Genomic DNA, 24,207 nt, shown 5'->3' with positions numbered 1-24,207 from the left:
TATGAATCCAATTTCTGCAATCATCGTGTTGTATAATCCAAATTCAACAATAATAAACAATATTCAAAGTTATATTAATAACGTTTCTAAACTTTATGTTGTTGATAATTCAGATGTTATTAATAGACAATTTGTTGATAGTCTTGCACAATTTAAAAATTTAATCTATATTAATAACAGTGGGAATCAAGGTATAGCACATGCTTTGAACGTTGGGGCTAAATTAGCCATTAAAGACGGTGCTTCTTGGCTTTTGACTATGGATCAAGACAGTAGATTTGAAGGTAATAATTTAGAAAATTTAATTCAATGTGCTTTACACTGCGATATTACTTCTATAGGTATAATGTCTCCCGTACATGTACTAGAACATTCTATAAATAAACCCGTCCAAATTCAAAAGGTATCTGAAACCTTTGATGTAATGACTTCTGGGAATTTGCTTAATCTTCATATTTATCAAAAGATAGGTGAGTTTATTAATGAATTGTTTATTGATGCCGTAGATCAAGAATATTGTTTAAGATTGCGACATAATCGTTACAAAATATTGTTGTGTGAATTTGCACTATTAGAACATTGCTTAGGTGATCTTAGGGAGGTTAAGTTAGGGTTTAAATCTATTCGCTATTCTAATCATAGTCCCATAAGAAGATACTACATAACACGAAATCGGCTCTACCTTTTTCAAAAATATTTTTGGGAGTTTCCATTATTTGGATTTAAAATCATAAAATGGATTATCTTTGAATGGATTAAGATTATAGTTCTTGAAAAAGATAAAATAGCTAAAAATAAAGCTACACTAGAAGGAATTAGAGATTTTTTTAGAGGGAAATATGGCAAATATTGCTCCAAGTAGTTCTACAATCGATATATTAATGGCCACATATAATGGAGAAAAATACCTTTCTGAACAATTTGATTCTATTGTAAATCAGACTTATAAAGATTGGAAATTAATTATTCATGATGATGGCTCAATCGACAATACTGTATATATTATAAAAGAATATATGTTACAGTATCCGGAAAAGATTATATTAATTGATGATGATATTTGTACGGGTGAAGCAAAAAATAATTTTGCATATTTGATGCAGTTTTCATCGTCTCCATATATTACATTGTGTGATCAAGATGATGTATGGTTCCCTTATAAGCTCGCAACGATCATTCCTTTACTCCAAAAATATGACTTAGTGATGAGTGATGTAATAATCGTGGATGAAGTTAAGCATCTTTTAAATGACTCTTTTTATAAACTCAATCATTCTAAAAGAGGATTTTTGAACAATCTTCTGCATAATTCTTATATTGGATGTGCTATGGCATTTAATCGCAAAATATATGAGAGAGCCATGCCTATACCAACGAATATACCTATGCATGATTGGTGGATTGGATTGATTTCAGAAATTTTTGGTTCAGTTGTTTTCACTAATGATAAATTGATGTATTATAGACGTCATACTACAAACGCTTCTCAGACAAGTGAAAAATCCAAGTACTCAATTTTCAAAAAAATTAGCTTTAGGGGAATTATAGTGTATTATATTATTTTACGTTGTATTAGGCAGTTTATAATACGATGATAAAACAAAATAAAATAGCCATTTTATTAGCTGCTTATAATGGTAAACAATACATTCAAGAGCAAATCGGCAGCATTCTAAATCAAAAAAATGTTGAGGTAATGATTTTTATTAGCATTGATCCTTCGACTGATGGAACAAGAGAGCTTTTAGAAGCTACTTATTGCACCAATCCATATGTTGCTATTTTAAACGATGTTGGTAAATTTGGAGGTGCCGCAAAAAACTTCTTTCGTCTTATTCGTGATGTTGATTTTACGCCGTATGATTTTATTGCTTTTGCAGATCAGGATGATATTTGGTACCAAGATAAGTTAAGTCACGCAATCCAAAAATTAAATGAAACAAAATCTGATGGATATTCTAGCAATGTCTTAGCCTTTTGGGAAGATGGACGTGAAAAGTTGATTGTCAAGTCGCAGCCACAATGTCAGTATGACTATTTGTTTGAAGCAGCAGGTCCTGGATGTACTTATGTAATGACGCAGTCATTAGCAAAAAAGATTCAGCAATGTGCAATAGATCAAAAAGAAGCCATGAATTATGTATGGTATCATGATTGGTTTTGTTATGCATTTGCTCGTGCCAATGGCTATACATGGGTCATCGATGAAAAACCGAGCATGCGGTATCGCCAACATAGCGATAATGAAGTCGGTGCAAACTATGGATGGAAAGCATTTTTGCATCGTTTTCAAAAAGTTTTATACGGTGGAGCACTTGAGCAAGCAAGAGATATAGCTTTTTTAATAGGTATGAAAGATTCTTCTTTTGTGAAAGAATGGCATGCACTGACTCGATGGAGCTTTATAAAACTAGTTTTTCATGCACCTCAATGTAGGCGAAAAACTAAAGATAAAGTTTTGTTTTTTATTGCGTGTTTAATTTTAGCGACATTAGTATCTAAACGTTGTGATTTTTTACAAGTACAATGAGGTAGAAGGCATAGCCAACCTTCTATAAGTATCCTCAAAAGATTTTTTAGCCTTTATTAAAAAAACTAAAGTATTAAATGGGTATGATAAAGTATTTTATTGTCTATATAAGAGAGGGTATAATTGAATTTTTTTAATGTATGTGTCTTTGTGAGTGTTTTTTTGGTATCAACAATCCTTTCATTTATGCTAGTGAAATATAAAGATATTATTTGTATTTTAGATGAACCTAATGCACGAAGTTATCATACTGTAGTTATTCCTCGCAGCGGGGGTGTGGGTATTTTTATAGCGTTTATACTAGGAGTGCTTTTATTAGACATTGCCCATGATTATTGGTTTTTTCTTCCATTATTTATTATATTTGCACTAGGGTTGTATGATGATATCAATCCTCTTTCCTCTAAAAAAAAGCTTCTAATAACTTTTTTGTCTTCTATACTTTTATTTTATTTAGGTTTTGATATAGACAAATATGGATGTTTTGTTGGCTATGACATTATTTTGCCTACTTGGATTTCGTGTCTATTTTTTGGTATTGCATGTGCTGGGTTTATCAATTCTATCAACTTGATCGATGGTTTAGATGGTTTGGCATCTTTGGTATCACTAGTTATTCTTTGTGCATTTGCTTATTTAGGGTTTCGTTGGCATGATGATTTTTTATTTGGTGTCGCCTTAGTGTTAATGTCTGCCATATTAGGTTTTCTCATTTTTAATTGGCATCCAGCTAAAATTTTTATGGGTGATTCAGGTAGTTTAACATTGGGATTTATCATTGTTATTCTTTCCGTTTATTCTATTAAACAGAGTTACATTACAGCAGTGTCTGTGCTATTACTGGCTGCAATACCTATCTTAGATACACTTATTGTAATGGTTAGAAGAATTGTCAATAAGCAAAATCCCTTCAAAGCGGATCAAACACATATGCACCATATTGTGCTTAAGCAGCAAAATAGGCATGTGGTTCAGACAGTGATGTTAATAGGTATATGGCAAATACTATTTACCTATATAGGCTTAGGATTTAAAGTAAGAGATGATTCCTATATCCTTGTTCTATTTATACTTTGTTTTGTCTTTTTTTATTTTAGCCTAACACCAAAAAAAATAAGAAAAAATTAATATGTGTGCAAATGCACAACAATAATATCAGTTAAATAAAATTAGCAAATATAGTGATTGTTTTACGGCTGTAAAACTAGATATGACAGGACTCTAGCAAGCAAGTGGGCGCACAATGACATTGAGTATGACGAGAGAATCCAGCTTGATGTTTGGTATGTTCGCAACTGGTCGATAGAACTTGATATACAAATCTTAATTAAAACCATTTTAGTCGTTCTTAGTAGAAAGGGAAGTTATTGAACACACTCAACCAAAATCATTTACGCCTTGTAGGGCTCATAATTTTTGCTTTTATTTTTAGCTTTAGTATACGTTTGATTTGGGTTTATCAATTTAATGATTTTGAGAGTTTCAAGTTTGCTGGGCAGTTTATGATCAATACCAACGATGGGTATTACTGGGCTGAAGGTGCTAGAGATTTATTAGGTGGTTTTACTAAGCAACATGATCTTTCTCCGATTACCGAAGCAGCGTCATGGCTTACCTACGTCGTAGCGAAGGTATTGCCTTTTTCTTTTGAAACAATTATATTTTATATGCCAGCCGTACTTGGATCGTTAATCGTTATTCCTATTATCTTGATTGCCTCTAATTTAAAAATGATAGAAGTCGGTTTTTTAGCAGCGCTTCTAGCCTCGATTGCGGTAAGTTATTACAATCGAACAATGGTAGGGTACTATGACACGGATATGCTCACTATTGTATTGCCAACATTCCTCTTGTGGTCATTGATTTTAGCACTCCGTACGAAAGAAGAGAAATACCTTTTAATCACTGCTTTAGAAATTATTGCTTATCGCTGGTGGTATCCGCAAAGCTACTCATTAGAATTTTCTTATTTTGGATTGATTTTGGCGTATGCTTTAATCTTTGATCGCAAAAATCTGTTTAATTTCAAGCTTTTAACGATTATGCTTTTTGCAATGATGGGCTTACCAAGTACCATACGATTGTTGATTGTCATTGGCGTTTATATCAGTTTTAAACACGAAAGATTAAAACAGTACGTATGGTATTTCTTAGCAGCGGCAGGAGCGCTTTTCCTCTTCAGTGGAGGACTAGATCCTATTTGGCTTAGACTTAAACTTTATGTTTTTAAAGATGCGATAGAAACAAGCCAAGATATTTTATCTTTACACTTTTTTTCGGTGATGCAAACAGTTCGAGAAGCCGGCCAAATTGATTTTATAACCTTTGCAGAACGCATTAGTGGGCACACGGTTACTTTTTTACTTTCGATTGTGGGCTATATTTTAATGGCAAAAAAATACCCTGTGATACTTTTAGGCCTTCCTCTTTTAGGGCTTGGATTTTTGGCACTTTGGGGAGGACTTCGCTTTACGATTTATGCAGTTCCTGTCTGTGCTCTAGGTGTGTCGTATCTACTTTTTACATGGAGTGCTTATATTACTCAATTGTTCGTGAATCAAAAGCTTGGAGGCATCGTTAAATCAAGCTTTGTGATTCTATCAAGCCTAGGGATTTTATATCCCAATCTTTTGCATATCATTGAATATCGCGTACCAACAGTTTTTAATAAAACAGAAGTGGAACAACTGGATTCACTTCGAAAAATAACAGATCGTGAAGATTATATTGTGAGCTGGTGGGATTATGGATACCCTATTCGTTACTATACCGATGCAAAAACACTGATAGACGGAGCAAAACATGATGGAGATGTTAATTTCCCTGTGAGCTTTATGTTAACCAACCCTCAAGAAAGTGCGGCAAGGCTGGCGCGACTTGAAGTTGAATATACAGAAAAAGCATTTTTAGTGGCAGAGCAAAATAAGACAAAAACTAAAAATGAGCAGAAAAAGATTATCAATAATACGGCTCAAATGACCTTGGACTATGGTTTTCATGATGCGAACGACTTTTTAGACGCTTTGCAAACACCTCTCTCAATGCCTGCGAAAACACGTGAAATCTATTTTTATCTGCCTTATCGAATGCTCAGTATTTTCCCAACGGTTGCACAGTTTAGTAATCTGGATGTCATGAGTGGGAAAATGGTACGCCAGCCTTTTTTCTTTCAGACAAATCGTTTTAAAGATAATGGTACAACGCTAGATTTTAGCAGTGGTCTTGTACTGGATAAAGCAAAAGGTGTACTAAAACTTGGGGCGCAGGATATTCCTATTAAATATTTTATTCAAACATCCTATACACCAGAATTTAAATTTGTCAAAGAACAAACGATGATCCATGCGGATGGAGTTTTCTCCATTATCTATATGCAAGCGTATAACACATTTCTTATTCTTGATGAAGCAATGTTCAATTCGACCTATATTCAACTTTTTGTATTAGAAAATTATGATGAACGATTTTTCGAGCCGATTAGTCTAGAGGCATATGCTAAAGTGTATAAACTCAAAATTTAGCTAAAATAAGAAAAAAGAAAAGGCCTGATATGATTATTCGTGAAATTCAGCAGTTTGCTGAGGTTAGGACAAGAGCAAGAGCATATTTATGCTATCTTTTTACACGCAATATTCCTAATCGTATGCCTGAACCAAACCTAGACGTCATTACGGCAAGTCTTGATAAAATTGTCCATGAAGTCGAAGAGTTTGAAGCCCTTTATTTACTTGACCAATCCGGTAATCAAGTCATCAATAATATTACAGATGATCCACATCGTAAAGGTGGTTTAGGGCAAAATCGTAGTGGAAAATCCTATTATTACCGTGCAGTGCGTGAAAAACGCTGTGTGTTAAGTGATCCTTATCCTTCAACCTTGACCAACGATTTAACGGTCACCGCTTCGTATCCTATTTACGATGAGCAAGGTATCCTTAAATTCATTGCCTGTATTGATGTCTCTTTAGAGCATATTCTTAAAATTGCGCACCCTTCATCGTTGCAGTCTGCTTTTGGAAAAACATCCCAGCTGATTTACACTATTTTTTCACTCTCGCTACTAGCGATTGCTCTGTTATTGCTCTTTAATGGAATGCGCAGTCTTTTTATGCACGGACTTGAGTTTAATCTTCTTGATATTAAAGCGATGTTTGAATCAACCATTTTAATTACCCTTTCTTTAGCGATTTTTGATCTGGTGAAAACAATTTTTGAAGAGGAAGTGTTAGGGCGAAACGAGCGAGATGACAGTGGTGGTATGCATAAAACGATGGTACGCTTTTTAGGTTCCATTATCATCGCTCTTGCCATCGAAGCTTTAATGCTCGTCTTTAAATTTGCGATTATCGATGCGGCACACATTGTGTATGCGGTCTATCTGATTGGAGGTGTGACAATGCTCCTCTTTGGACTCGCATTTTACCTTAAATCCATACCTCAAAAGAGAGATTCATGATAGGATTGATTGATTACAATATGGGCAACCTCAGGAGTGTCACCAATGCGTTTGAAAAGCTGGGTGTTGCCATTGAGATTGTCAAAGATGCAGAGACTGTATCGAAATTTGATAAGATTATTTTGCCAGGTGTGGGTGCTTTTAAAGATGCGATGATGTGCCTTAAAGAGCGAAACCTTGATGAAGCTGTAAGATCCTTTGCCGCTTCTGGCAAGCCTCTTTTAGGGATTTGCCTTGGAATGCAACTGCTGTTTGAAAGCAGTGTTGAATTTGGCGAGTGTGAGGGGCTTGGTTTGATCGAAGGTGAGATTGTGAAGTTTGATACCTCTCGTTTTGATCAACGTCTTAAAGTGCCTCATATGGGCTGGAATCAATTACATGTAAAAAAAGAAACGCCTCTGTTTAAAGGGATGCCAGAGTCATTTTACCTCTATTTTGTGCACAGTTTTCATGCGCGTTGTGATGATCAATACACCATTGGTACAACAACCTATGGGTATGATTTTCCCAGTGCCGTTCAAAAAAAGAATGTGTTTGGTTTTCAGCCTCATCCTGAAAAATCCCATGCCAATGGATTGGCAATTTTAAAGAATTTTGTGGAGTTGTAATGGATATTTTACCAGCGATTGATCTGAAAGACGGCAAAGCCGTTCGCCTAACCAAAGGGCTGATGGAAAGTGCTAAAATTTATTCCAATGAGCCTTGGGAAGTGGCCAAAGTCTTTGAAAAAATGGGCTCAAAATGGGTACACTTGGTCGATTTAAATGGGGCGTTTGCGGGCGAGCCAAAAAACCTTGAGCAGATTGAAAAAATTCGTCAAAACTGTCATTTGAAATTAGAACTGGGTGGCGGTATTCGAGACGAAGAGACAATTCGTCGTTATGTGGATTTAGGCATTGATCGTGTTATTTTAGGCTCCATTGCTTTGAAAAATCCTGCTTTTGTGAAAGAGATGGCTCAAAAATATTGTGTCGTAGTGGGTATTGATGCCATTGATGGTTATGTCGCGGTAGAAGGTTGGGCTGAAAAATCCACCATGAAAGCAACAGACCTTGCACGCGCTTTTGCCGATGTTGGCGTGGAAGCCATCATCTGTACTGATGTAGGACGTGATGGAATGCTTAGTGGCGTAAATCTTGAGTTTACACTCTCTATCGCAGAAGCTTCAGGCATTGCCACGATTGCAAGTGGAGGATTAAAGAATTTAGACGATATTATAACGTTGAAACAGAGCCAAAAGGTTGCTGGTGTCATCGTAGGAAAAGCGTTTTATGAAGGTAGTTTAGATTTGCGTGAAGCGTTTGCGTATATCGCTAAAGAAACGCTTTAAACTAAGTTCAAACTAAACTAGGTTAGAATTTAACCAATAGCAATAACTTAACGACAAAAAGGAGTGACATTGAAGCTGCTTGTAGTAGATGATAGCTCGACAATGCGCCGTATTATAAAAAACACACTGCAGAGATTAGGGTTTGATGATGTTTTAGAAGCTGAACATGGTGTTGAAGCTTGGCAAATTATGGAAAGAACACCTGATATTAATGTATTGATTACCGATTGGAACATGCCTGAGATGAACGGTTTAGAATTGGTTCGCAAAGTCAGAGCAGAAAAAAAATATGAGAGTATGCCAATTATTATGGTAACAACGGAAGGTGGTAAGGCGGAAGTTATTACAGCACTTAAAGCGGGTGTTAATAACTATATCGTTAAACCTTTTACCCCTCAAGTGCTTAAAGAAAAACTCGAGGATGTTTTAGGTTAATTTGAATGGAAAAAACCTATAACGAACTTCAAATCACCCCTAGTAGTGAATACCCACTTTTTCTTGATTTTATTATGAGCCTCAGTGATGAGGCTATTGAGGAAAAAGAAAGCACGATTATTTTACGCAGTGAAGATAATTTGGAAATGGTTCTTTTTGGTACAGAAACATTTGCAAAAGAGCTTTCTTCTGTACTTGGTAAAGATATTCACCTTGAGACTAAGCTCTTAGTCAAAGAAAATGAAGATTGGATTGCACAGTATCGAAACTCTGTACAACCTTTACATGTAAACGATTTTTATATCCGTCCTACGTGGGTAGAAAATTTTGAAGGCAAAAAAAATATTATTATTGATCCAGCCCTTGCCTTTGGTTCAGGACATCATGAAACAACGTATGGCTGTTTACTTTTGTTGCAAAAATATGTTAAAGAAGGTACGACACTTTTAGATGTAGGTTGTGGAAGTGGTATCTTGTCTATCGCTGCCCGAAAGTGCGGTGCTATTGTAGATCTCTGTGATACGGACGAACAAGCAACGGATAGTGCAACACAAAATTTTGAACTGAATCATGAAAGTTTTCATCGTATATGGACAGGTTCCGTTCAGAAGCGTGAGCAAGCGTATGATGTGGTTGTTGCCAATATTATTGCCGATGTTTTGATTATGCTTTCTTCTGATTTGCAAAAAGCTGTCAAAGAGGGAGGATTGCTGATTCTCTCTGGGATTTTAGATAAATATGTAGATAAAGTAGAACACAAATTTTCTTCGATGAAATTGGTCGAAAAGTATCAAAAAGAGGAGTGGTTTACACTCGTGTTACAAAGGAACTAGATGAGTCAAAATAACAATCAAGATAACAATAAAAACGATAAAAAAAACTTTTTCAATCAAAATCCGCTTTTAATGTTTGCTCTTTTTTCAATTATTGTCATTGTTTTATTTAAAAATTTTACATCAGTGTCTGATGCAGGCATTGGATCAAGTTTTAGTGCTCAAAACAGTGCAACCAAAAATATAAGCTATTATGAACTCAAAGAGTTGATTAAAAATAATCAAATCAGTTATGTCGCTATTGGTCAAACAACGATCAAAGCTTTCTCCCCAGAAGGTGCGCAGAAAACTGTTTATATTGTAAAAAAAGTTGGAGAGGATGCGACGTTTATCCCTTTAATGGATGAGAAAAAAGTGGGCTATGGTGGCTATAACGAATCCAATATCTTGACAGAAATTCTTTTTTCATGGGTACTCCCTGTATTTGTATTTTTTGGTATTTGGATGTTTTTGGCAAACAAAATGCAAAAAAATATGGGTGGTGGAATTTTGGGAATGGGTAGCAGTAAAAAGTTAGTCAATTCAGAAAAACCAAATGTTAAGTTTGATGATGTCGCAGGTGTTGAAGAAGCCAAAGAGGAAGTCAAAGAGATTGTAGATTTTCTAAAATTTCCTGAGCGCTATATGAATTTAGGGGCAAAAATTCCTAAAGGTGTTCTCTTGGTTGGCCCTCCAGGTACGGGTAAAACACTACTCGCAAAAGCCGTAGCAGGTGAGGCGAGTGTTCCTTTCTTCTCCGTTTCAGGTTCAAGCTTTATTGAAATGTTTGTCGGTGTGGGTGCTAGTCGCGTTAGAGACCTATTTGAAAATGCTAAAAAAGAGGCACCTGCCATTGTATTTATCGATGAGATTGATGCTATTGGTAAAAGTAGAGCTGCAAACGGTATGATGGGTGGCAATGATGAAAGAGAGCAAACACTGAATCAATTGCTTGCGGAGATGGATGGTTTTAGCTCTGATAAATCTCCTGTCATTGTTCTGGCTGCAACCAATAGACCAGAAGTGTTGGATGCAGCGCTTTTAAGACCCGGTCGTTTTGATAGACAGGTTTTAGTCGATAAACCAGATTTTCAAGGAAGACGTGATATTTTAAAAGTACACAGTGCCGATATTAAACTGGGAAAAGATATCAATCTTGAAGAGATTGCAAGGCTAACAGCAGGTTTAGCAGGTGCAGATTTGGCCAATATTATTAATGAAGCAGCACTCCTTGGTGGACGAAAAAATAAAGATTATGTAGAACAAATTGATCTTGTTGAGGCTGTTGAACGTGCCATTGCAGGTCTTGAGAAAAAAAGCCGTCGTATCAATCCAGAAGAAAAACGTATTGTAGCTTATCATGAAAGTGGTCATGCTCTTGTTGCTGAAACAACCACTGGAGCGAAGAGAGTTTCTAAGGTTTCGATTATTCCAAGAGGACTGGCTGCCCTTGGTTATACCCTTAATACGCCAGAAGAAAATAAATTTTTAATGCAAAAGCATGAATTGATTGCTGAAGTAGATGTACTCCTTGGTGGGCGTGCTGCTGAAGAAGTTTTCTTAGGCGAAATATCAACCGGTGCGGGTAATGATTTAGAGCGTGCAACAGACATTATTAAATCTATGGTTAGTATTTATGGTATGAGTGATGTAGCAGGATTGATGGTGCTTGAAAAGCAACGTAATGTCTTTTTAAATGGTGGAACCACCAAAGACTATAGTGATAAAATGGCTGAAAATCTAGATGAACATATTAAAAATACACTTCAAGATCGCTATGTGATCGTTAAAGAACGTTTGGAAGAGTATCGTGAGTGTATTGAACGCATTGTGGCAAAGCTGAGTGAGAAAGAGACGATTGATGGTGAGCAATTACGTGAGATTATTGAAGCCTATGAAATAGAGTTCAATATACCTTCAAAGCTCAAACATTCTATCAGTCCTATACCAAAAACAACAGAAGAGCACCCAACTATTGATGCGTAATCATTCTTATACTTCAACGCATATTCTGGCGAAAGAGGGATGGATCTATAGCATTTTAGCACTCATGATTTTTCTAATTGCTTATGCTTTTTCTTTTTTTGCTTGGTTCTTTTTTATACTCTTTTTAGGCACAGTTTTTTGCTACAGAAATCCTGAACGTATTGCTGAAGAAGATGACGAACGTTGTCTTATCGCACCTATGGATGGAGTGGTGACAGATATATCAAAAATTAGTTTAAATGATAATAGTGAAGCCCTTCGTATCGTGATTCGAAAATCTCTTTTGGGTGTAGGTGTTTTAAGAGCGCCTCTTGCTATGACGCTTAGTGACGTTAAAAATCGTTTTGGGCTATTTATGGACTCCTCTTCTGCTTTATTCTCAAATTTAAGTGAACGAAAAAGCATTACATGTAAAAGTCAATTTGCTTCCATTAAACTTGTCATCAGCGCAGGTTTATGGAGCCAGAAAATGACACTCTTTAAGAAAGCTGGAGCCTTTAAAGCGGGTGAACGAATAGGCTTTTTACGAGATGGTGAAATGGCACTTTTACTTCCTCTTGACACACGCGTGAAAGTTTCACTCAGTGATGAAGTCAAAGCAGGTGCAACTATTTTAGGCTATCTAGCCTACAAGGATAAAGATGACAAATAATAGCAGTAATAATAAACTCCAATTGATGTATGTTTTTCCCAATCTTTTTACAGCAGCAAGTGCTTTTTTAGGGGTTATTAGTATTATATCTTCAACGAATGGGCAATTTGAAAAGGCAGCTGTTTATATTTTACTCTCTTTGATTTTTGACGGTCTTGATGGACGTGTTGCACGTATGACGAATGCGACCAGTAAATTTGGTGCTGAGTTTGATTCTTTAGCCGACATTGTGGCTTTTGGTGTCGCTCCTGCAATGCTCTTTTACTTTAGTGTAGGTCATATGTATGGAAAGCTTGGCTCTTTGTTATGTGCGATGTATGTTGTTTTTGGTGCTATTAGGTTAGCACGTTTTAATGTGATGATTGGCGTGTCAGAACCTTCTGTTTTTATTGGCGTTCCTATTCCTACGGCGGCAGTTGTTGTTTCCATGTGGATTTTATTCTACCGAGAGCATGCATTTTTTCAAGGATTTGAGTGGATTATGCTCATTGGCATCGGTGTACTTTCTTTTTTAATGGTGAGTAATATTCGTTATCCAAGCTTTAAAAAGATCGATATGAAAAAAGGTCATATCATTAAAATACTTGTTTATTTAGTCATTGTTTTTTCTTTTTTGTATATCTATCCGATTGAAGCAGGGACCAGTTTAGTGACTGCTTATTTAGCCTATGGACTTATTCGAGGATGTTATAATTTCATCGTTGCAAAATCGCATAAAAATTTAGTATAATATGCCCACTTTTGGGCATATCTATTTTAGCTCAAGGTATCTTGAATCAAGGAGAAGCGATGAATAGCGTTGATGTTGGCATCATGAAATCGATCAAAGTTTTACCAAAAATTGAGATCAAAAACGCTCTCCTGCAAAAACTCCTCTTCTTCTAATCCCATTTTATTTTTTTAACTTTTTAAATTAATGTAACAAGGAATACAACCTATGAATGACACTAAAATTATAATTTTTGATACCACCTTACGTGATGGTGAACAAAGTCCGGGTGCTTCAATGAACACTGAAGAGAAAATTCAGATTGCATTGCAGTTACAAAAATTGGGCGTTGATGTTATAGAAGCAGGTTTTGCCGCGGCTAGTCCTGGGGATTTTGATGCCATTGCTCGTATTAGTGAGGCTGTCACTAAAAGTAGAATCTGTTCTCTTGCGCGGGCATTAGATCGTGATATTAAGGCTGCTGGTGAGGCTGTTGCAAAAGCAAAATTAAACAGAATTCATACCTTTATTGCAACCAGCTCTATTCATATGGAATATAAACTTAAAATGACACCGGATCAAGTTATCAAAAAGGCAGTTGAGTCCGTACAGTATGCTAAAACATTTTGTGATGATGTGGAGTTTAGCTGTGAAGATGCCGGACGTAGTGATGTGAGCTTTCTGAAAGAGATTTTAGACGCTGTCATTAATGCAGGAGCCAGTACCTTAAATATCCCCGATACCGTAGGATATCGTTTACCAACGGAGATGGGGGCTATTATTAAGTCATTACATGATTTTGTAGGCGATCGTGCTATCATCTCTGTGCATAATCATAATGATCTAGGACTTGCTGTAGCGAACTCATTGGCGTGTATTGAAAATGGTGCACGCCAAGTAGAATGTACGATCAACGGCTTAGGTGAGCGTGCAGGGAATGCGGCATTAGAAGAAATTGTTATGGCACTTCGTACACGTAAAGATCATTTCAATGGATATGATACAAACATTAATATTAAAGAGATTTACCCTACGAGTAAATTGGTTTCATCCGTAACAGGCATTGAGCCGCAACCCAATAAAGCTATTGTGGGTAAGAATGCCTTTTCACATGAGAGTGGCATTCACCAAGATGGCGTGTTGAAACACACCCAAACCTATGAGATTATGAGTGCCAAAGACATTGGTCTTGACAAAAACTCGATTGTTCTTGGTAAACATTCTGGTAGGCATGCGTTTAAAGACAAACTTCAAACATTAGGCTATGAGCTTAAAGACGAAGAGATCAATGAGGCATTTGATCGTTTTAAAATCTTAGCAGATCAGAAAAAAGAGATTTTTGATGATGATTTACGTGCACTTGTTGCTGAGGAAATTACCAAAATTCCTCAAATTTTTGACTTACTTCGTTTGCAACTTTCTGATTGCGCACCAGGAGGTGTTCCGAGTGCTGCTGTGACCATTTTACATAATGGAAAAGAGATTACTGACGCTGCTATTGGGAATGGAACGATGGATGCGATCTTCAAAGTCATTGATCGTGTGTGTGGCGTGAGTGGCGAGCTAAAAGACTACAAAGTGGACGCGGTTTCTCAGGGTAAAGACGCAATGGCAAGGGTGCTCGTTAAAGTAGTATTTGATGAAAGTAAACCTGCGATTATGGGACATGGTTTAAGTGTTGATACCATGCTAGCAACGGCTAAAGCGTATATTGGAGCACTTAACAGTTACATGTCAATGAAAGAACATCTTAGAACCGTTCGTAGTAATACACAAGAGAGTATTTAACGCTTTAACCCTTTTACATGTAAAGGTTAAAATCTTTACATGTAAAACTATCTTTGAATGGCAAAACTAAAATATTGAGAGATAAAACCAATATTCCCGATACTGCGATACTGTGCATTTGCCGCTTCAAAATTCCCTATTTCTTGATATAACAATCCAAGCGCGTATTTACTTTCCACGTTACTTGGATCAGTGAGTTTTGAGAGTTCCAAAAGGGCTATGGCATTGTCACTGTGTCCTGCGCCAATGGCTGAGACTGAAGCTAAAAAGATGGTATGGGTATCTTTTTTCTGAAAATCATCAATGAGTTTATTGTACAGCGTAAAAGCCTCTTCAAAGTTATTGGTATAAATTTCCATGTAGGCAAGTGTTTGCATGATGGAAGGAATATCAATACGCTCTTCTTCCATTTTTTTACGAACACTATCCCGTTTTTGGTGAAGAAGTCCACCGACTTGTAAGAGTTTAATATACTGTTCTTTGACAATTTTGGGTCCATAGTAGAACGCATCATAATCCAGTGGAAGATGGTTAAATTCAATTTGAACGGCTTTGGCATAATTTTTGATATTTTGCTTTTGATGCTTCACGTTAAATGCGATAATATTGGCAATAATATCTTTAGGCAGTAATGCTTGAAGCTTTTGAGATCCAAGACGATACATACGTTCATTGCCCAATTTTTGAGCGGCAATAATATTGAGCATCAGGTTGAGAGGACTATCTTCTTTCTCTTTTTCTATCCAACGTGTCAGCGAAAAATGATTGCCATCGGTGAGATGAATGAGCGAGGCATAAAGATTGTCTTTTTCAAGTGTTTGATTTTTGTTAATACTGTCTTTGACATCTTCAGAGAGTTTGGTAATGTCCTTGCCAATCAAATTGCCGCTCATGAGGGCAAAGACACCCGCAAGATAGTTGTTGCTATCCAGATGATAGCTTTTTGAAAAGTTTTTATAAGCAGCGGCATAATCACCCATTTGTGCATAAGTAAGCCCCAGATTATAGTGCAAAATGGAGTGGTTTTTGTACTCTTCAACCATTTTTGAGAAAATATCATTGGCTTCATATACATGAAAGTCAAGCGCTTTTTTAATCCCTTTACTGATCGCAATATTGACTTTAGAAATGGTTGAACTGGCTTTAAGGTATGAAAGTGCAGGCCCGATTTCATCAATAAAGATATTCATGCTTCCTTTGCGAATATAGTCAATGGTTTGCTTTGCATCAAAGACTTTATAAGGGGCATAGTAAAAAATGAGACTATACGTATTTTCATCATCAAAGAAAAGCTCTTTTTCAAATTCGACTTGTGCTCTTTCGACATCAAATAAAGAAGGTTTGAGGATAGCTTTCATTTTATAGATAGGTTTTGCATCGGCATCTCGTACCTTATAAACTTCTCCCATGAGTGAAGCGGTATTTCCAAGATTGCCCAGTTTATTTTCGACCATTGCAAGTGCCATTTTTATTTTTGGGTTTTCATGATCATTTTGTAGTGCTTTGAGCAAAGAAGCTTTTGCTTTAGGATATTCTCCTAGTTTTGCATGTAAAAGTCCAACGGTAAAGTGGTCATTCTCTTTTTCAATTTTTTCCAGAGTAGCGAGAGCATAGGAGTTGTTATCCAGAGAGGCTAAGATTTTAGATGCCAAATAGTCCTGATCTTCTTTATAATAGTCATTGATAGGATGCGAGATGGCACTGAGTGCCTCATAATAAAAATCTTTATAGTAGTTTACTAACCCAACATAATAAGAGTAAAGAGGTGCATTGCTCTCTTCGGGTAAATAGGCAAAAGCTAAGTCAATGTAATAGGTGAAAAGTTTATTGTCCTTCATCTCTAGGGCACAGACGGCTGCATTAATGGCACTAATAGTGCGATGTTCTTTATTTTGAATGGCTTTTTTAAATGCTTCTAACGCTTCGGGGAAGTTTTGTTCTTTAAGCTTTGCGACACCGATGTTGTAGTAGGAGATGGCTTCATTAAAAGTCGCAATTTTTTCATAAATTTTTAGGGCATCATCTTTATTGCCTTGTTCATACAGCAGATGGGCTTTTTTAATCATCCCATCTAATTTAGAAGGGGAAAATTGTTCCTTAATGACAGGCTTTTCAACAACTTTTTCAACGGCAATAGGCTCAGGAGTTTTATGTTTGTTTTTGATGATAACGACAAGCGCAATGATCATACCAAGAAGCAGTAATGATCCAAGGATGAGCATCATTAACAATTTTTTCTTAGACTTGTTCTTTTGCTCCTCTACCTCTTCTTCGGCAGCAGAATCTGCAGCCGCTGTTTCTGCTGCATTCTCCTCCTCAATAGGAGCAAAACCTTCATCCGTAGTGGATAAAGGGTCTGCTTCAAGTATGACTACTGCTTCTTCAGCCATTTTACATATACTTTTTCAAAACTTCAGGGATAGCGATACTGCCATCTTCATTTTGGTAGTTTTCCATAATAGCGATCAGGGTTCGACCGACTGCTAAAGAAGAGCCATTGAGTGTATGAACCAAGCGGTTTTTTCCTTCATCTTTAAAACGAATTTTGGCTCGTCTGGCTTGGAAGTCAAAGGTATTGGAGACAGAACTAATTTCACGGTACCTATTTTGTCCTGGAAGCCAGACTTCAAGATCAACGGTTTTCGCCGCACTAAAACCAAGGTCCCCTCCGCAAAGCATTAAATGACGGTGTGGAAGTCCCAATGAAGTGAGAAGATCAGAAGCGCATGCAAGCATCTCTTCAAAAATGGCTTCACTTTGTTCAGGAGTGGTGATGCAAACAAGTTCTACTTTGTCGAATTGGTGTTGGCGAATCATACCACGCGTATCTCTTCCCGCACTGCCAGCCTCTTTGCGAAAGCAGGCAGAATACGCTGTCATTTTAAGGGGTAATTCTTCTTTGGTTAAGATTTCATCTCTGAAAAGGTTTGTGACAGGTACTTCTGCGGTGGGGATTAAAAAGAGATCTTCACCCTCAATTTTAAAAAGGTCATCTTCAAATTTAGGGAGTTGCCCAGTACCCATAAGCGTTTCACGGTTGACAATATAAGGAACAGCCACTTCATGAAACCCTCGTGTTCGGTTAAAATCTAACATGTAGTTAATCAACGCGCGTTCCAGTCTTGCGGCTTCATTTTTTAAAACGCTAAAACGACTTTTGGCAAGCTTTACACCACGTTCAAAGTCAATCCAGTTTTGTTGGGCGTCAATATCCCAGTGCTCTTTAGGGGTAAAGGAAAACGTACGAGGTTCTAACACACGTTTGAGCTCCACATTGTCATTTTCATCTTCACCTTCAGGGACTAAAGGGGAGGGCATATTGGGGATTACGGTTGCTAATGCTTCTAGTTTTTCTTCTAATGCACGTACAATTTCGGTTGCATCGGCTATTTTTACTTTATTTTCTGAGAGTTCAGCTTTTAGCGCATGAACGTCTTTACCTTCTTTGGCATAAACACCCACAAGTTTACTTTTTGTATTTTGCTCCGCTTGCAATGGTTCAAGTACAAGACGAGCATTTTTTAGCTCCAAAGAAATACGACGTAACTCTTCGAGGAGATTCTCATCGACTTTTTTCTTTCTAAGATTTTGTGCGACATTTTCAAAATCATTTTGTATTAATTTAATATCTAACATTCTTTCCCTTAGCGATAAATTCCAACAAGATCACGAATAATGCGCATCTTCTCCGTTGCGATTTTACGAGCCTTACTCGCACCTTCATCTAAAATTGCAATGACTTCATCTTTATGCTCAACATAATAAGCTCTTTTCTCACGAGCTTCAGCAAAATAGTCCCAAATCAGTGTGCCAAGATACGCTTTAAAGTGACCATATCCTTCGCCACCTTTAAGATAGCGTGCTTGTAATGCAACTACTTCGTCCTTTTCTAAAAAGAGTTTAGCCAGTGCATACACATTACATGTAAGATAATCTTTGGGCTCTTCCATCGGTGTTGAATCTGTTACGATACGCGAAGTTGCTTTTTTGAGCTCTTTTTCCGTGCAAAAGATATCAATCGTATTGCCATAGCTTTTACTCATTTTAGCGCCATCTAAACCTGGAACGGTTGCAACGTTGTCATCGACTTTAAAGTCAGGGATTTTAAAGACATCGCCAAACTCATTGTTGAATTTAATGGCAATATCACGCGTAATCTCAACATGTTGGATTTGGTCTTTTCCAACAGGAATCACTTCCGCATCGTAAAGTAAAATATCGGCTGCCATTAAAACAGGGTAAGAGAATAAAGAGTGGTTGGCGGCAATGCCTTTGGCTACTTTGTCTTTGTAACCGTGTGCTCGCTCTAACAGACCCATCGGCGTGTAGCCAGAGAGAACCCAGTAAAGCTCTAAGACCTCTTTAACATCCGATTGTGCCCATAAAGTGGCTTTATTGGGATCAATGCCAAGGCTCATAAAATTAATCGCCGCATCAAGGGTATTGTTTTTAAGTGCCACACCATCTTTTAGGGAGGTTAGGGCATGGTAGTTGGGGATAAAAATAAACAGGTCGCTGTTATTTTGCAAATCGACCATTTGTTTAATCGCGCCAAAATAGTTTCCTATGTGAAGCGCACCAGAGGGTTGAATTCCTGTTAATACTCTCATAAATCTGTCCTACTCTTTCTCTTTTTTTTCTTTTAAGTGGAGTAACGTAATTAAGTCTTGTACGATGGCATCAACGCTTCGATTTTCAACATTGATGGTGATGTCCGCTTTGGCTTCATAGAGGGATGATCGCTCTTCAAATAATGTTCTCGCTTTGGCTTCATCACTCAGCAATGGGCGTTTTGCAAGTTTAAGATCGGCATTTTCATGCTCTTTGAGTCTTTTTAAAATCCCATCAAAAGAGGAGCGAAGGTAGATAATCGTGCCAATCGCATCTAAATTATCGACCTTGAAAAAGCCACCACCTGTTGAAATAACGGCATTTTTAACATTTTTTTCCAGCCATTTGGCTGTTTTTTTCTCAAGCTTGCGAAAGTAGGCTTCTCCGTCTGTTTCAAAAATAGCTTTGATTTTGCGGTTTTCCATACTTTCGATCAAATCATCGGTATCTAGACCAAAGCGTTTGGTTTTTTGAATCAGCGCTCTGGAAATGGTGCCTTTTCCGACACCCATAAAACCAATAAAAACGATATTTTTGTTCTTAAGATTCAGCACCGTTTTCTTCCTGTTCGTTGTCTCGCTCACCTTTTGCTCGTGGATAAAGCAGAATTGGAGAGCCTTCTAAGTTGAAATTTTCACGCAATTTATTGGCAAGGTAGCGTTTGTAGCTAAAATGCAGTGAGCGTGGTTTATTCATGACCAAAGCAATACGAGGCGGCTTGGTAAGGTATTGGGTGGCAAAGTAAATTTTAACCACTTTGGAATGATCACTCGGGATCTGATGCTTAATGGTCGCATTTCGGATGACTTCATTGAGCTGACGAGTTGGAATATGTTGTGAATAGTTGGCATAAACCGATAAAATCATATCTTTGATCTTTGCGACTCTTTGTTTGCTCTTCGCCGAAACGGTAATGAGTGGCGCGTAAGAGAGAAACTTAAAACGGTCTCTGACTTCTGCCGTGATCTGCTCAAAATCAGCCAGCGGGTTGTCCCATTTATTGAGCACGATAATACAGGCTAAATGGTTTTCTTCCACAAGTCCTGCGATGCGCTCATCAAGCTCTAAAAATGGTTCACTGGTATCTAAAACGAGGAGGGCAATATTGGCGCGCTCCAACATCTCTTTGGTGCGCATTAGGGCAAATTTTTCAATGCCTTCGATCTTTCCACGTCTGCGAAGTCCCGCAGTATCAACAAAGTTGATGACTTTATCTTCGTACTCGATGCTCTCATCCACAGGATCAATCGTTGTTCCAGCAACACTACTAACGACAGCTCTTTGTTTGCCCACAAGGGCGTTTAAAAGAGAGCTTTTCCCGACATTAACACGTCCGATGATTGCAACATTGATTTGATTGGTCTCAACCTCTTCAACGATCTCTTCAGGAATGATCTCTTCATCCTCTTCCGCAAACGCATCGTCATCGTCCCAGACGTCTTCTTCTGTATCATCCTCTTCTTCCAAGGTATCGTCGTCTTCATTGACAAGAGGAGGTGTTGTTCCTTCCGCCGCAGGCAGAAGCTCCCCAATCCACTCTAAAAGGGCGCTGACACCACGGTTATGTGAAACGGAGATGGGGAAAACAAATTCGGCTCCAAATTCATCAAACTCCCACGCACGCTCCATCTCTTTGTCGTTGTCAATTTTATTGATAACCAAAGCGATCGGTTTTTTACGTGCTTGAAGGGCGTAAAAGATTTTTTTCTCTTCATCGCTGGGGAGCATTTTACCATCAACGACCATGATGATAATATCGGCTTTTTTAGAGGCTTCCATCGACATATTATGAACATTTTCAAACAGTTCGGTGGATTTATCAAGCCCGCCTGTATCTAAAAGAAGACATGGTTTTTCGGTGATATAGACTTGATGCGTTTTAATGTCACGGGTTGTTCCGCTGAAATCAGAAGTAATCGCAATGCGTTGTTTAGCGATGCGATTAAAAAGTGAGCTTTTCCCCACATTGGGTAGCCCGATAATGGCAATTTTCTTCATAGTAACCTTTATTGCATAATTAGGTTGATTATACTCTGTGTTTGCTGTTATTTTGGTAAACTCTCGACATAGAGCGTTTGAGAAGGAAATGCGAACTGCGCACCGTTGCGTGCAACGATCTCCATAATTTTAAAATTCACATCTTCCCTTACATGTAAATACTCTAACCAAACGGTTGTTTTGGTAAAGAAGTAAAGAAAAATACTGAGTGCGCTGTTATCAAACTCATCAAAACTCACCAAAATCGTCTCTTGGTGGACATCGGGGTGTTTTTTGAGCATGGTTTTTATCTCTTGGATAATGGCTTTCATCTGCTCCACTGAGGTGTTGTAGGTAAGACCCAAACGTGTTTTAACACGACGTTTTCCCATGCGAGACCAGTTGGTAATGGGAGTATTGGCAAGTGTTGCGTTTGGCATACTCACGAGGGCTTGTGCGAAGGTGCGAATTTTGGTTGAGCGAATCCCAATCTCTTCGATCATTCCTTCAACTGCAGGTGTTTCGACCCAATCGCCCACTTTAAAAGGACGGTCTGTAAAAATAACCAGTGAACCAAAAAGATTGGCAACGGTATCTTTAGCCGCAAGGGCAAAGGCTAAACCTCCTAGTCCTAAGGATGCGACAAAAGCGCTGACATTGATGCCCCATTCCTGCAAAACTGCCATAATACCTAGAGCAATAAGAAAGATGCGCAAGGCCTTTGTAATGAAATGTTGAATATCTTGATGCAACTCTTTACCAAATTTAGAAGAGAAAAAACTAAAGAGATTGGAAAATTTATCCACCATTCGATACAAAATCCAAAAAATAATAAACGTTTCAAACGATTTGATCGCAAGATCGACAACATGGTCAAAGCTTCTAAAAGGAAGCCAAAGGGTTGCAATGTATGTGGTAACCAAGACGATAGAGAATTTCAAAGGCTCTTCAAGAACAGCGATAATTTTGTCATCGGTGGTCGTTTTGGTACGTTTAGCAATGGTTCTAAGAGGTTTGAGAATAATGCTTGCAATAAGATTTTTTAAGGCTAATCCGAGTAAAAAAATAGTGATGGCAATTGCAATATGGGTAATAGGCAATCCAAAAAGGCTATACTCTAAAATATGTTGGAGATCCATACTTTCTCCTAAGGGTTAAGATGCAAATATCAACGGATTTTAACACAGAATTGATTAAGATTTCATACTTATAGCTTGATCGGAGTCATCTTGAGACAGTTTTTTGGAGGCATAAACAGAGGTGTTCTGTTCATGTTACTCTCTTCGTTTAGCTTTGCGTTTGATGGCGCTTTTGCCAAGGTTCTTTCTCAAAGCATGGATTCGGTGGAAGTGGTCTTTTTTCGCAATGGTTTGACAATGCTTTTTGTAGCACTGAGTATTTTTAAACTGCCGATAAAACAAATTGGCGGAAAGCCTTGGTTGCTTCTTTTTCGTGCCCTCATTGGTTTTGCTTCGATGTTGGTTTTTTTCTACAACATTGCCCATATTCCCCTTGCCGATGCGATTACATTTTCACGCACTGCGCCTATTTTTACCGCTATTTTGGCCTTTTTCTTTTTGAAAGAAAAAATTGGTTGGAAAGGGTGGGTCGCTGTTTTTGTTGGATTTATCGGTATCGTTTTTGTCATGAAACCCAATGGTTTAATGCTTTCCAAAACGGATCTTTTTGGGCTTTTTAGTGGACTTGGTGCAGCACTTGCCTACACGAGTGTTCGAGAGCTAAACCGTGTGTATGATACACGTGTTATTGTGCTTGCCTTTGTCTGTACCGGAACATTTTTCCCCGCACTTTTTATGGTTTTGAGTGAATTTTTCCATACACCGATGTTTGATTTTATGCTGGGGCATTTTGTGCTGCCTCAGGGAATTCAGTGGCTTTATATCGTGTTAATGGGCTTTTCCGGTGCTATTGGGCAAGTCTATATGACCAAGGCATTTGCAACCACCAAAGCGGGAATTGTAGGTGCGGCTGGGTATTCGATTATCTTCTTCTCGCTGATTATCGGCATTATTTTAGGGGATGGTTTACCCGATATTCTTGGACTATTTGGTATACTCTTAGTTGTTCTTAGTGGAATTATTGTAGCAAAGGAGAAAGAGTGATTTTAATCGCAGGACCGTGTGTCATTGAAAGCAGAGACAACCTGTTTAGGGTTGCCGAAAAATTAATGAGCTATCACGAAGATAACACCATAGATTTTTATTTTAAAAGCAGTTTTGATAAAGCCAATCGCACCAGTATCGACAGTTTTCGAGGTCCAGGAATGGATGAGGGTTTAAAACTTTTAGATGAGGTGAGATCACAGTTTGGATACAAACTGTTAACAGACATTCACGACTACACCCAAGCAAAACCTGTGGGCGAAGTGGTCGATGTGCTTCAAATCCCCGCGTTTTTATGCCGTCAAACCGATCTTTTAGTCGCGGCCGCACAGACCAAATGCGTGGTGAACATCAAAAAAGGGCAATTTTTAAACCCTGCAGATATGCGTTATTCGGTGAAAAAAGTGCTCGATACCAGAGGTGTCAAAGAAGAGGGCTACGATGCGGCTAAAAAAGCGGGTGTGTGGCTCACCGAGCGCGGCAGTACGTTTGGATACGGCAATTTGGTTGTGGACGCACGTAGTTTTGTCATTATGAGAGAGTTTGCTCCCGTTGTTTTTGATGCAACCCATTCGGTGCAAATGCCTGGAACGGAGGGAGGCAAAAGCGGTGGGAAACGCGAATACGTCCGCCCTCTTTCACGCGCAGCTGCGGCTGTGGGCGTGGATGGTTTCTTCTTTGAAACCCATTTTAACCCGTGTGAGGCACTCTGCGATGGACCGAATATGCTTGATCTTGATGATTTAGCTTTGGCACTTAAAGATATTAAAGCGATTCAAGACAGCTTAAAGGCATAAC

The 24,207-nt window shown here is 37.9% G+C and carries 23 protein-coding genes; 17 read left to right on the top strand and 6 right to left on the bottom strand.

The genetic code is table 11. The features are described from left to right. Position 1 precedes the first annotated feature (1 nt). From SJPD1_RS11070 to SJPD1_RS11000, 15 genes are all read left to right on the top strand, one after another. Positions 2-862 (top strand): glycosyltransferase family 2 protein, encoded by an 861-nt coding sequence (locus tag SJPD1_RS11070; protein WP_087439201.1) that lies wholly within the window; start codon positions 2-4, stop codon positions 860-862. After that, positions 840-1,595, top strand: a complete 756-nt coding sequence (locus SJPD1_RS11065) for a glycosyltransferase family 2 protein (protein ID WP_087439200.1) — start codon at positions 840-842, stop codon at positions 1,593-1,595. The genes SJPD1_RS11070 and SJPD1_RS11065 overlap by 23 nt, the downstream gene beginning before the upstream one ends. After that, the gene (locus SJPD1_RS11060) at positions 1,592-2,530 is read left to right on the top strand and encodes a glycosyltransferase (protein WP_087439199.1); all 939 of its coding nucleotides are present in this window, start codon (positions 1,592-1,594) and stop codon (positions 2,528-2,530) included. Before SJPD1_RS11065 ends, SJPD1_RS11060 begins: the two co-directional genes overlap by 4 nt. A 123-nt stretch (positions 2,531-2,653) precedes the next feature. After that, positions 2,654-3,658, top strand: coding sequence for a glycosyltransferase family 4 protein (locus SJPD1_RS11055; RefSeq protein ID WP_226372190.1), 1,005 nt, complete (start codon positions 2,654-2,656; stop codon positions 3,656-3,658). Positions 3,659-3,715: 57 nt separating this feature from the next. Continuing rightward, positions 3,716-3,901 (top strand): sugar transferase, encoded by a 186-nt coding sequence (locus tag SJPD1_RS15000; protein ID WP_202819554.1) that lies wholly within the window; start codon positions 3,716-3,718, stop codon positions 3,899-3,901. Beyond that, a complete protein-coding gene (locus tag SJPD1_RS11045) occupies positions 3,898-6,051 on the top strand; it encodes an STT3 domain-containing protein (protein ID WP_096047219.1) in 2,154 nt (717 codons plus the stop codon). The genes SJPD1_RS15000 and SJPD1_RS11045 overlap by 4 nt, the downstream gene beginning before the upstream one ends. A 29-nt stretch (positions 6,052-6,080) precedes the next feature. Further along, positions 6,081-6,986, top strand: coding sequence for a PDC sensor domain-containing protein (locus SJPD1_RS11040; protein WP_087439197.1), 906 nt, complete (start codon positions 6,081-6,083; stop codon positions 6,984-6,986). Beyond that, the gene (gene hisH / locus SJPD1_RS11035) at positions 6,983-7,594 is read left to right on the top strand and encodes an imidazole glycerol phosphate synthase subunit HisH (RefSeq protein WP_096047218.1); all 612 of its coding nucleotides are present in this window, start codon (positions 6,983-6,985) and stop codon (positions 7,592-7,594) included. The genes SJPD1_RS11040 and hisH overlap by 4 nt, the downstream gene beginning before the upstream one ends. Then, positions 7,594-8,316 carry a 1-(5-phosphoribosyl)-5-[(5-phosphoribosylamino)methylideneamino]imidazole-4-carboxamide isomerase gene (hisA, locus tag SJPD1_RS11030; protein ID WP_096047217.1) on the top strand — a complete coding sequence of 241 codons (723 nt, stop codon included), beginning with the start codon at positions 7,594-7,596 and terminating at the stop codon, positions 8,314-8,316. Before hisH ends, hisA begins: the two co-directional genes overlap by 1 nt. A gap of 69 nt (positions 8,317-8,385) precedes the next feature. After that, complete coding sequence (locus SJPD1_RS11025) at positions 8,386-8,751, top strand: chemotaxis response regulator CheY (RefSeq protein WP_096047216.1); 366 nt, start codon at positions 8,386-8,388, stop codon at positions 8,749-8,751. Between the two features lie 5 nt (positions 8,752-8,756). Continuing rightward, a complete protein-coding gene (locus tag SJPD1_RS11020; RefSeq protein ID WP_096047215.1) occupies positions 8,757-9,584 on the top strand; it encodes a 50S ribosomal protein L11 methyltransferase in 828 nt (275 codons plus the stop codon). After that, entirely contained in the window at positions 9,585-11,549 is a 1,965-nt protein-coding gene (ftsH, locus tag SJPD1_RS11015; protein ID WP_096047214.1) for an ATP-dependent zinc metalloprotease FtsH, read from the top strand. Then, positions 11,542-12,201, top strand: coding sequence for a phosphatidylserine decarboxylase (locus SJPD1_RS11010; protein WP_096047213.1), 660 nt, complete (start codon positions 11,542-11,544; stop codon positions 12,199-12,201). Before ftsH ends, SJPD1_RS11010 begins: the two co-directional genes overlap by 8 nt. Further along, entirely contained in the window at positions 12,191-12,931 is a 741-nt protein-coding gene (gene pssA / locus SJPD1_RS11005) for a CDP-diacylglycerol--serine O-phosphatidyltransferase (RefSeq protein WP_096047212.1), read from the top strand. Before SJPD1_RS11010 ends, pssA begins: the two co-directional genes overlap by 11 nt. Positions 12,932-13,138: 207 nt before the next feature. Continuing rightward, positions 13,139-14,698 carry a 2-isopropylmalate synthase gene (locus SJPD1_RS11000; RefSeq protein WP_096047211.1) on the top strand — a complete coding sequence of 520 codons (1,560 nt, stop codon included), beginning with the start codon at positions 13,139-13,141 and terminating at the stop codon, positions 14,696-14,698. 47 nt (positions 14,699-14,745) lie between these two features. On the opposite strand, the gene SJPD1_RS10995 is transcribed toward SJPD1_RS11000, so the two are convergent. Genes SJPD1_RS10995 through SJPD1_RS10970 form a run of 6 tightly spaced genes read right to left on the bottom strand, consistent with a single transcriptional unit; the run spans position 14,746 to position 22,425 of the window. Next, positions 14,746-17,088, bottom strand: a complete 2,343-nt coding sequence (locus tag SJPD1_RS10995; protein ID WP_096047210.1) for a tetratricopeptide repeat protein — start codon at positions 17,086-17,088, stop codon at positions 14,746-14,748. A gap of 1 nt (position 17,089) precedes the next feature. Then, entirely contained in the window at positions 17,090-18,334 is a 1,245-nt protein-coding gene (serS, locus tag SJPD1_RS10990) for a serine--tRNA ligase (RefSeq protein WP_096047209.1), read from the bottom strand. A gap of 8 nt (positions 18,335-18,342) precedes the next feature. Continuing rightward, positions 18,343-19,308, bottom strand: a complete 966-nt coding sequence (trpS, locus tag SJPD1_RS10985; protein WP_096047208.1) for a tryptophan--tRNA ligase — start codon at positions 19,306-19,308, stop codon at positions 18,343-18,345. 9 nt (positions 19,309-19,317) lie between these two features. Then, entirely contained in the window at positions 19,318-19,860 is a 543-nt protein-coding gene (locus tag SJPD1_RS10980; protein ID WP_226372302.1) for a shikimate kinase, read from the bottom strand. After that, complete coding sequence (gene der / locus SJPD1_RS10975) at positions 19,850-21,307, bottom strand: ribosome biogenesis GTPase Der (RefSeq protein ID WP_096047207.1); 1,458 nt, start codon at positions 21,305-21,307, stop codon at positions 19,850-19,852. The genes SJPD1_RS10980 and der overlap by 11 nt, the downstream gene beginning before the upstream one ends. Positions 21,308-21,354: 47 nt before the next feature. Beyond that, positions 21,355-22,425: a mechanosensitive ion channel family protein gene (locus SJPD1_RS10970; RefSeq protein WP_096047206.1), complete on the bottom strand. Its 1,071-nt coding sequence runs from the start codon at positions 22,423-22,425 to the stop codon at positions 21,355-21,357. Positions 22,426-22,557: 132 nt separating this feature from the next. On the opposite strand from SJPD1_RS10970, the gene SJPD1_RS10965 reads away from it, so the two are divergent. Together SJPD1_RS10965 and kdsA are read left to right on the top strand one after the other, a co-directional pair. After that, positions 22,558-23,409: a DMT family transporter gene (locus SJPD1_RS10965; protein WP_096047205.1), complete on the top strand. Its 852-nt coding sequence runs from the start codon at positions 22,558-22,560 to the stop codon at positions 23,407-23,409. Next, positions 23,406-24,206, top strand: coding sequence for a 3-deoxy-8-phosphooctulonate synthase (gene kdsA, locus SJPD1_RS10960; RefSeq protein WP_096047204.1), 801 nt, complete (start codon positions 23,406-23,408; stop codon positions 24,204-24,206). Before SJPD1_RS10965 ends, kdsA begins: the two co-directional genes overlap by 4 nt. Position 24,207: the final 1 nt, after the last annotated feature.

The organism is Sulfurospirillum diekertiae, assembly GCF_002309535.1.
In the GTDB taxonomy this organism is placed as follows: Bacteria; Campylobacterota; Campylobacteria; order Campylobacterales; family Sulfurospirillaceae; genus Sulfurospirillum; species Sulfurospirillum diekertiae.
Note: the sequence above shows the minus strand (reverse complement) of the source record. Positions and strands in the feature narration are given on the sequence as shown.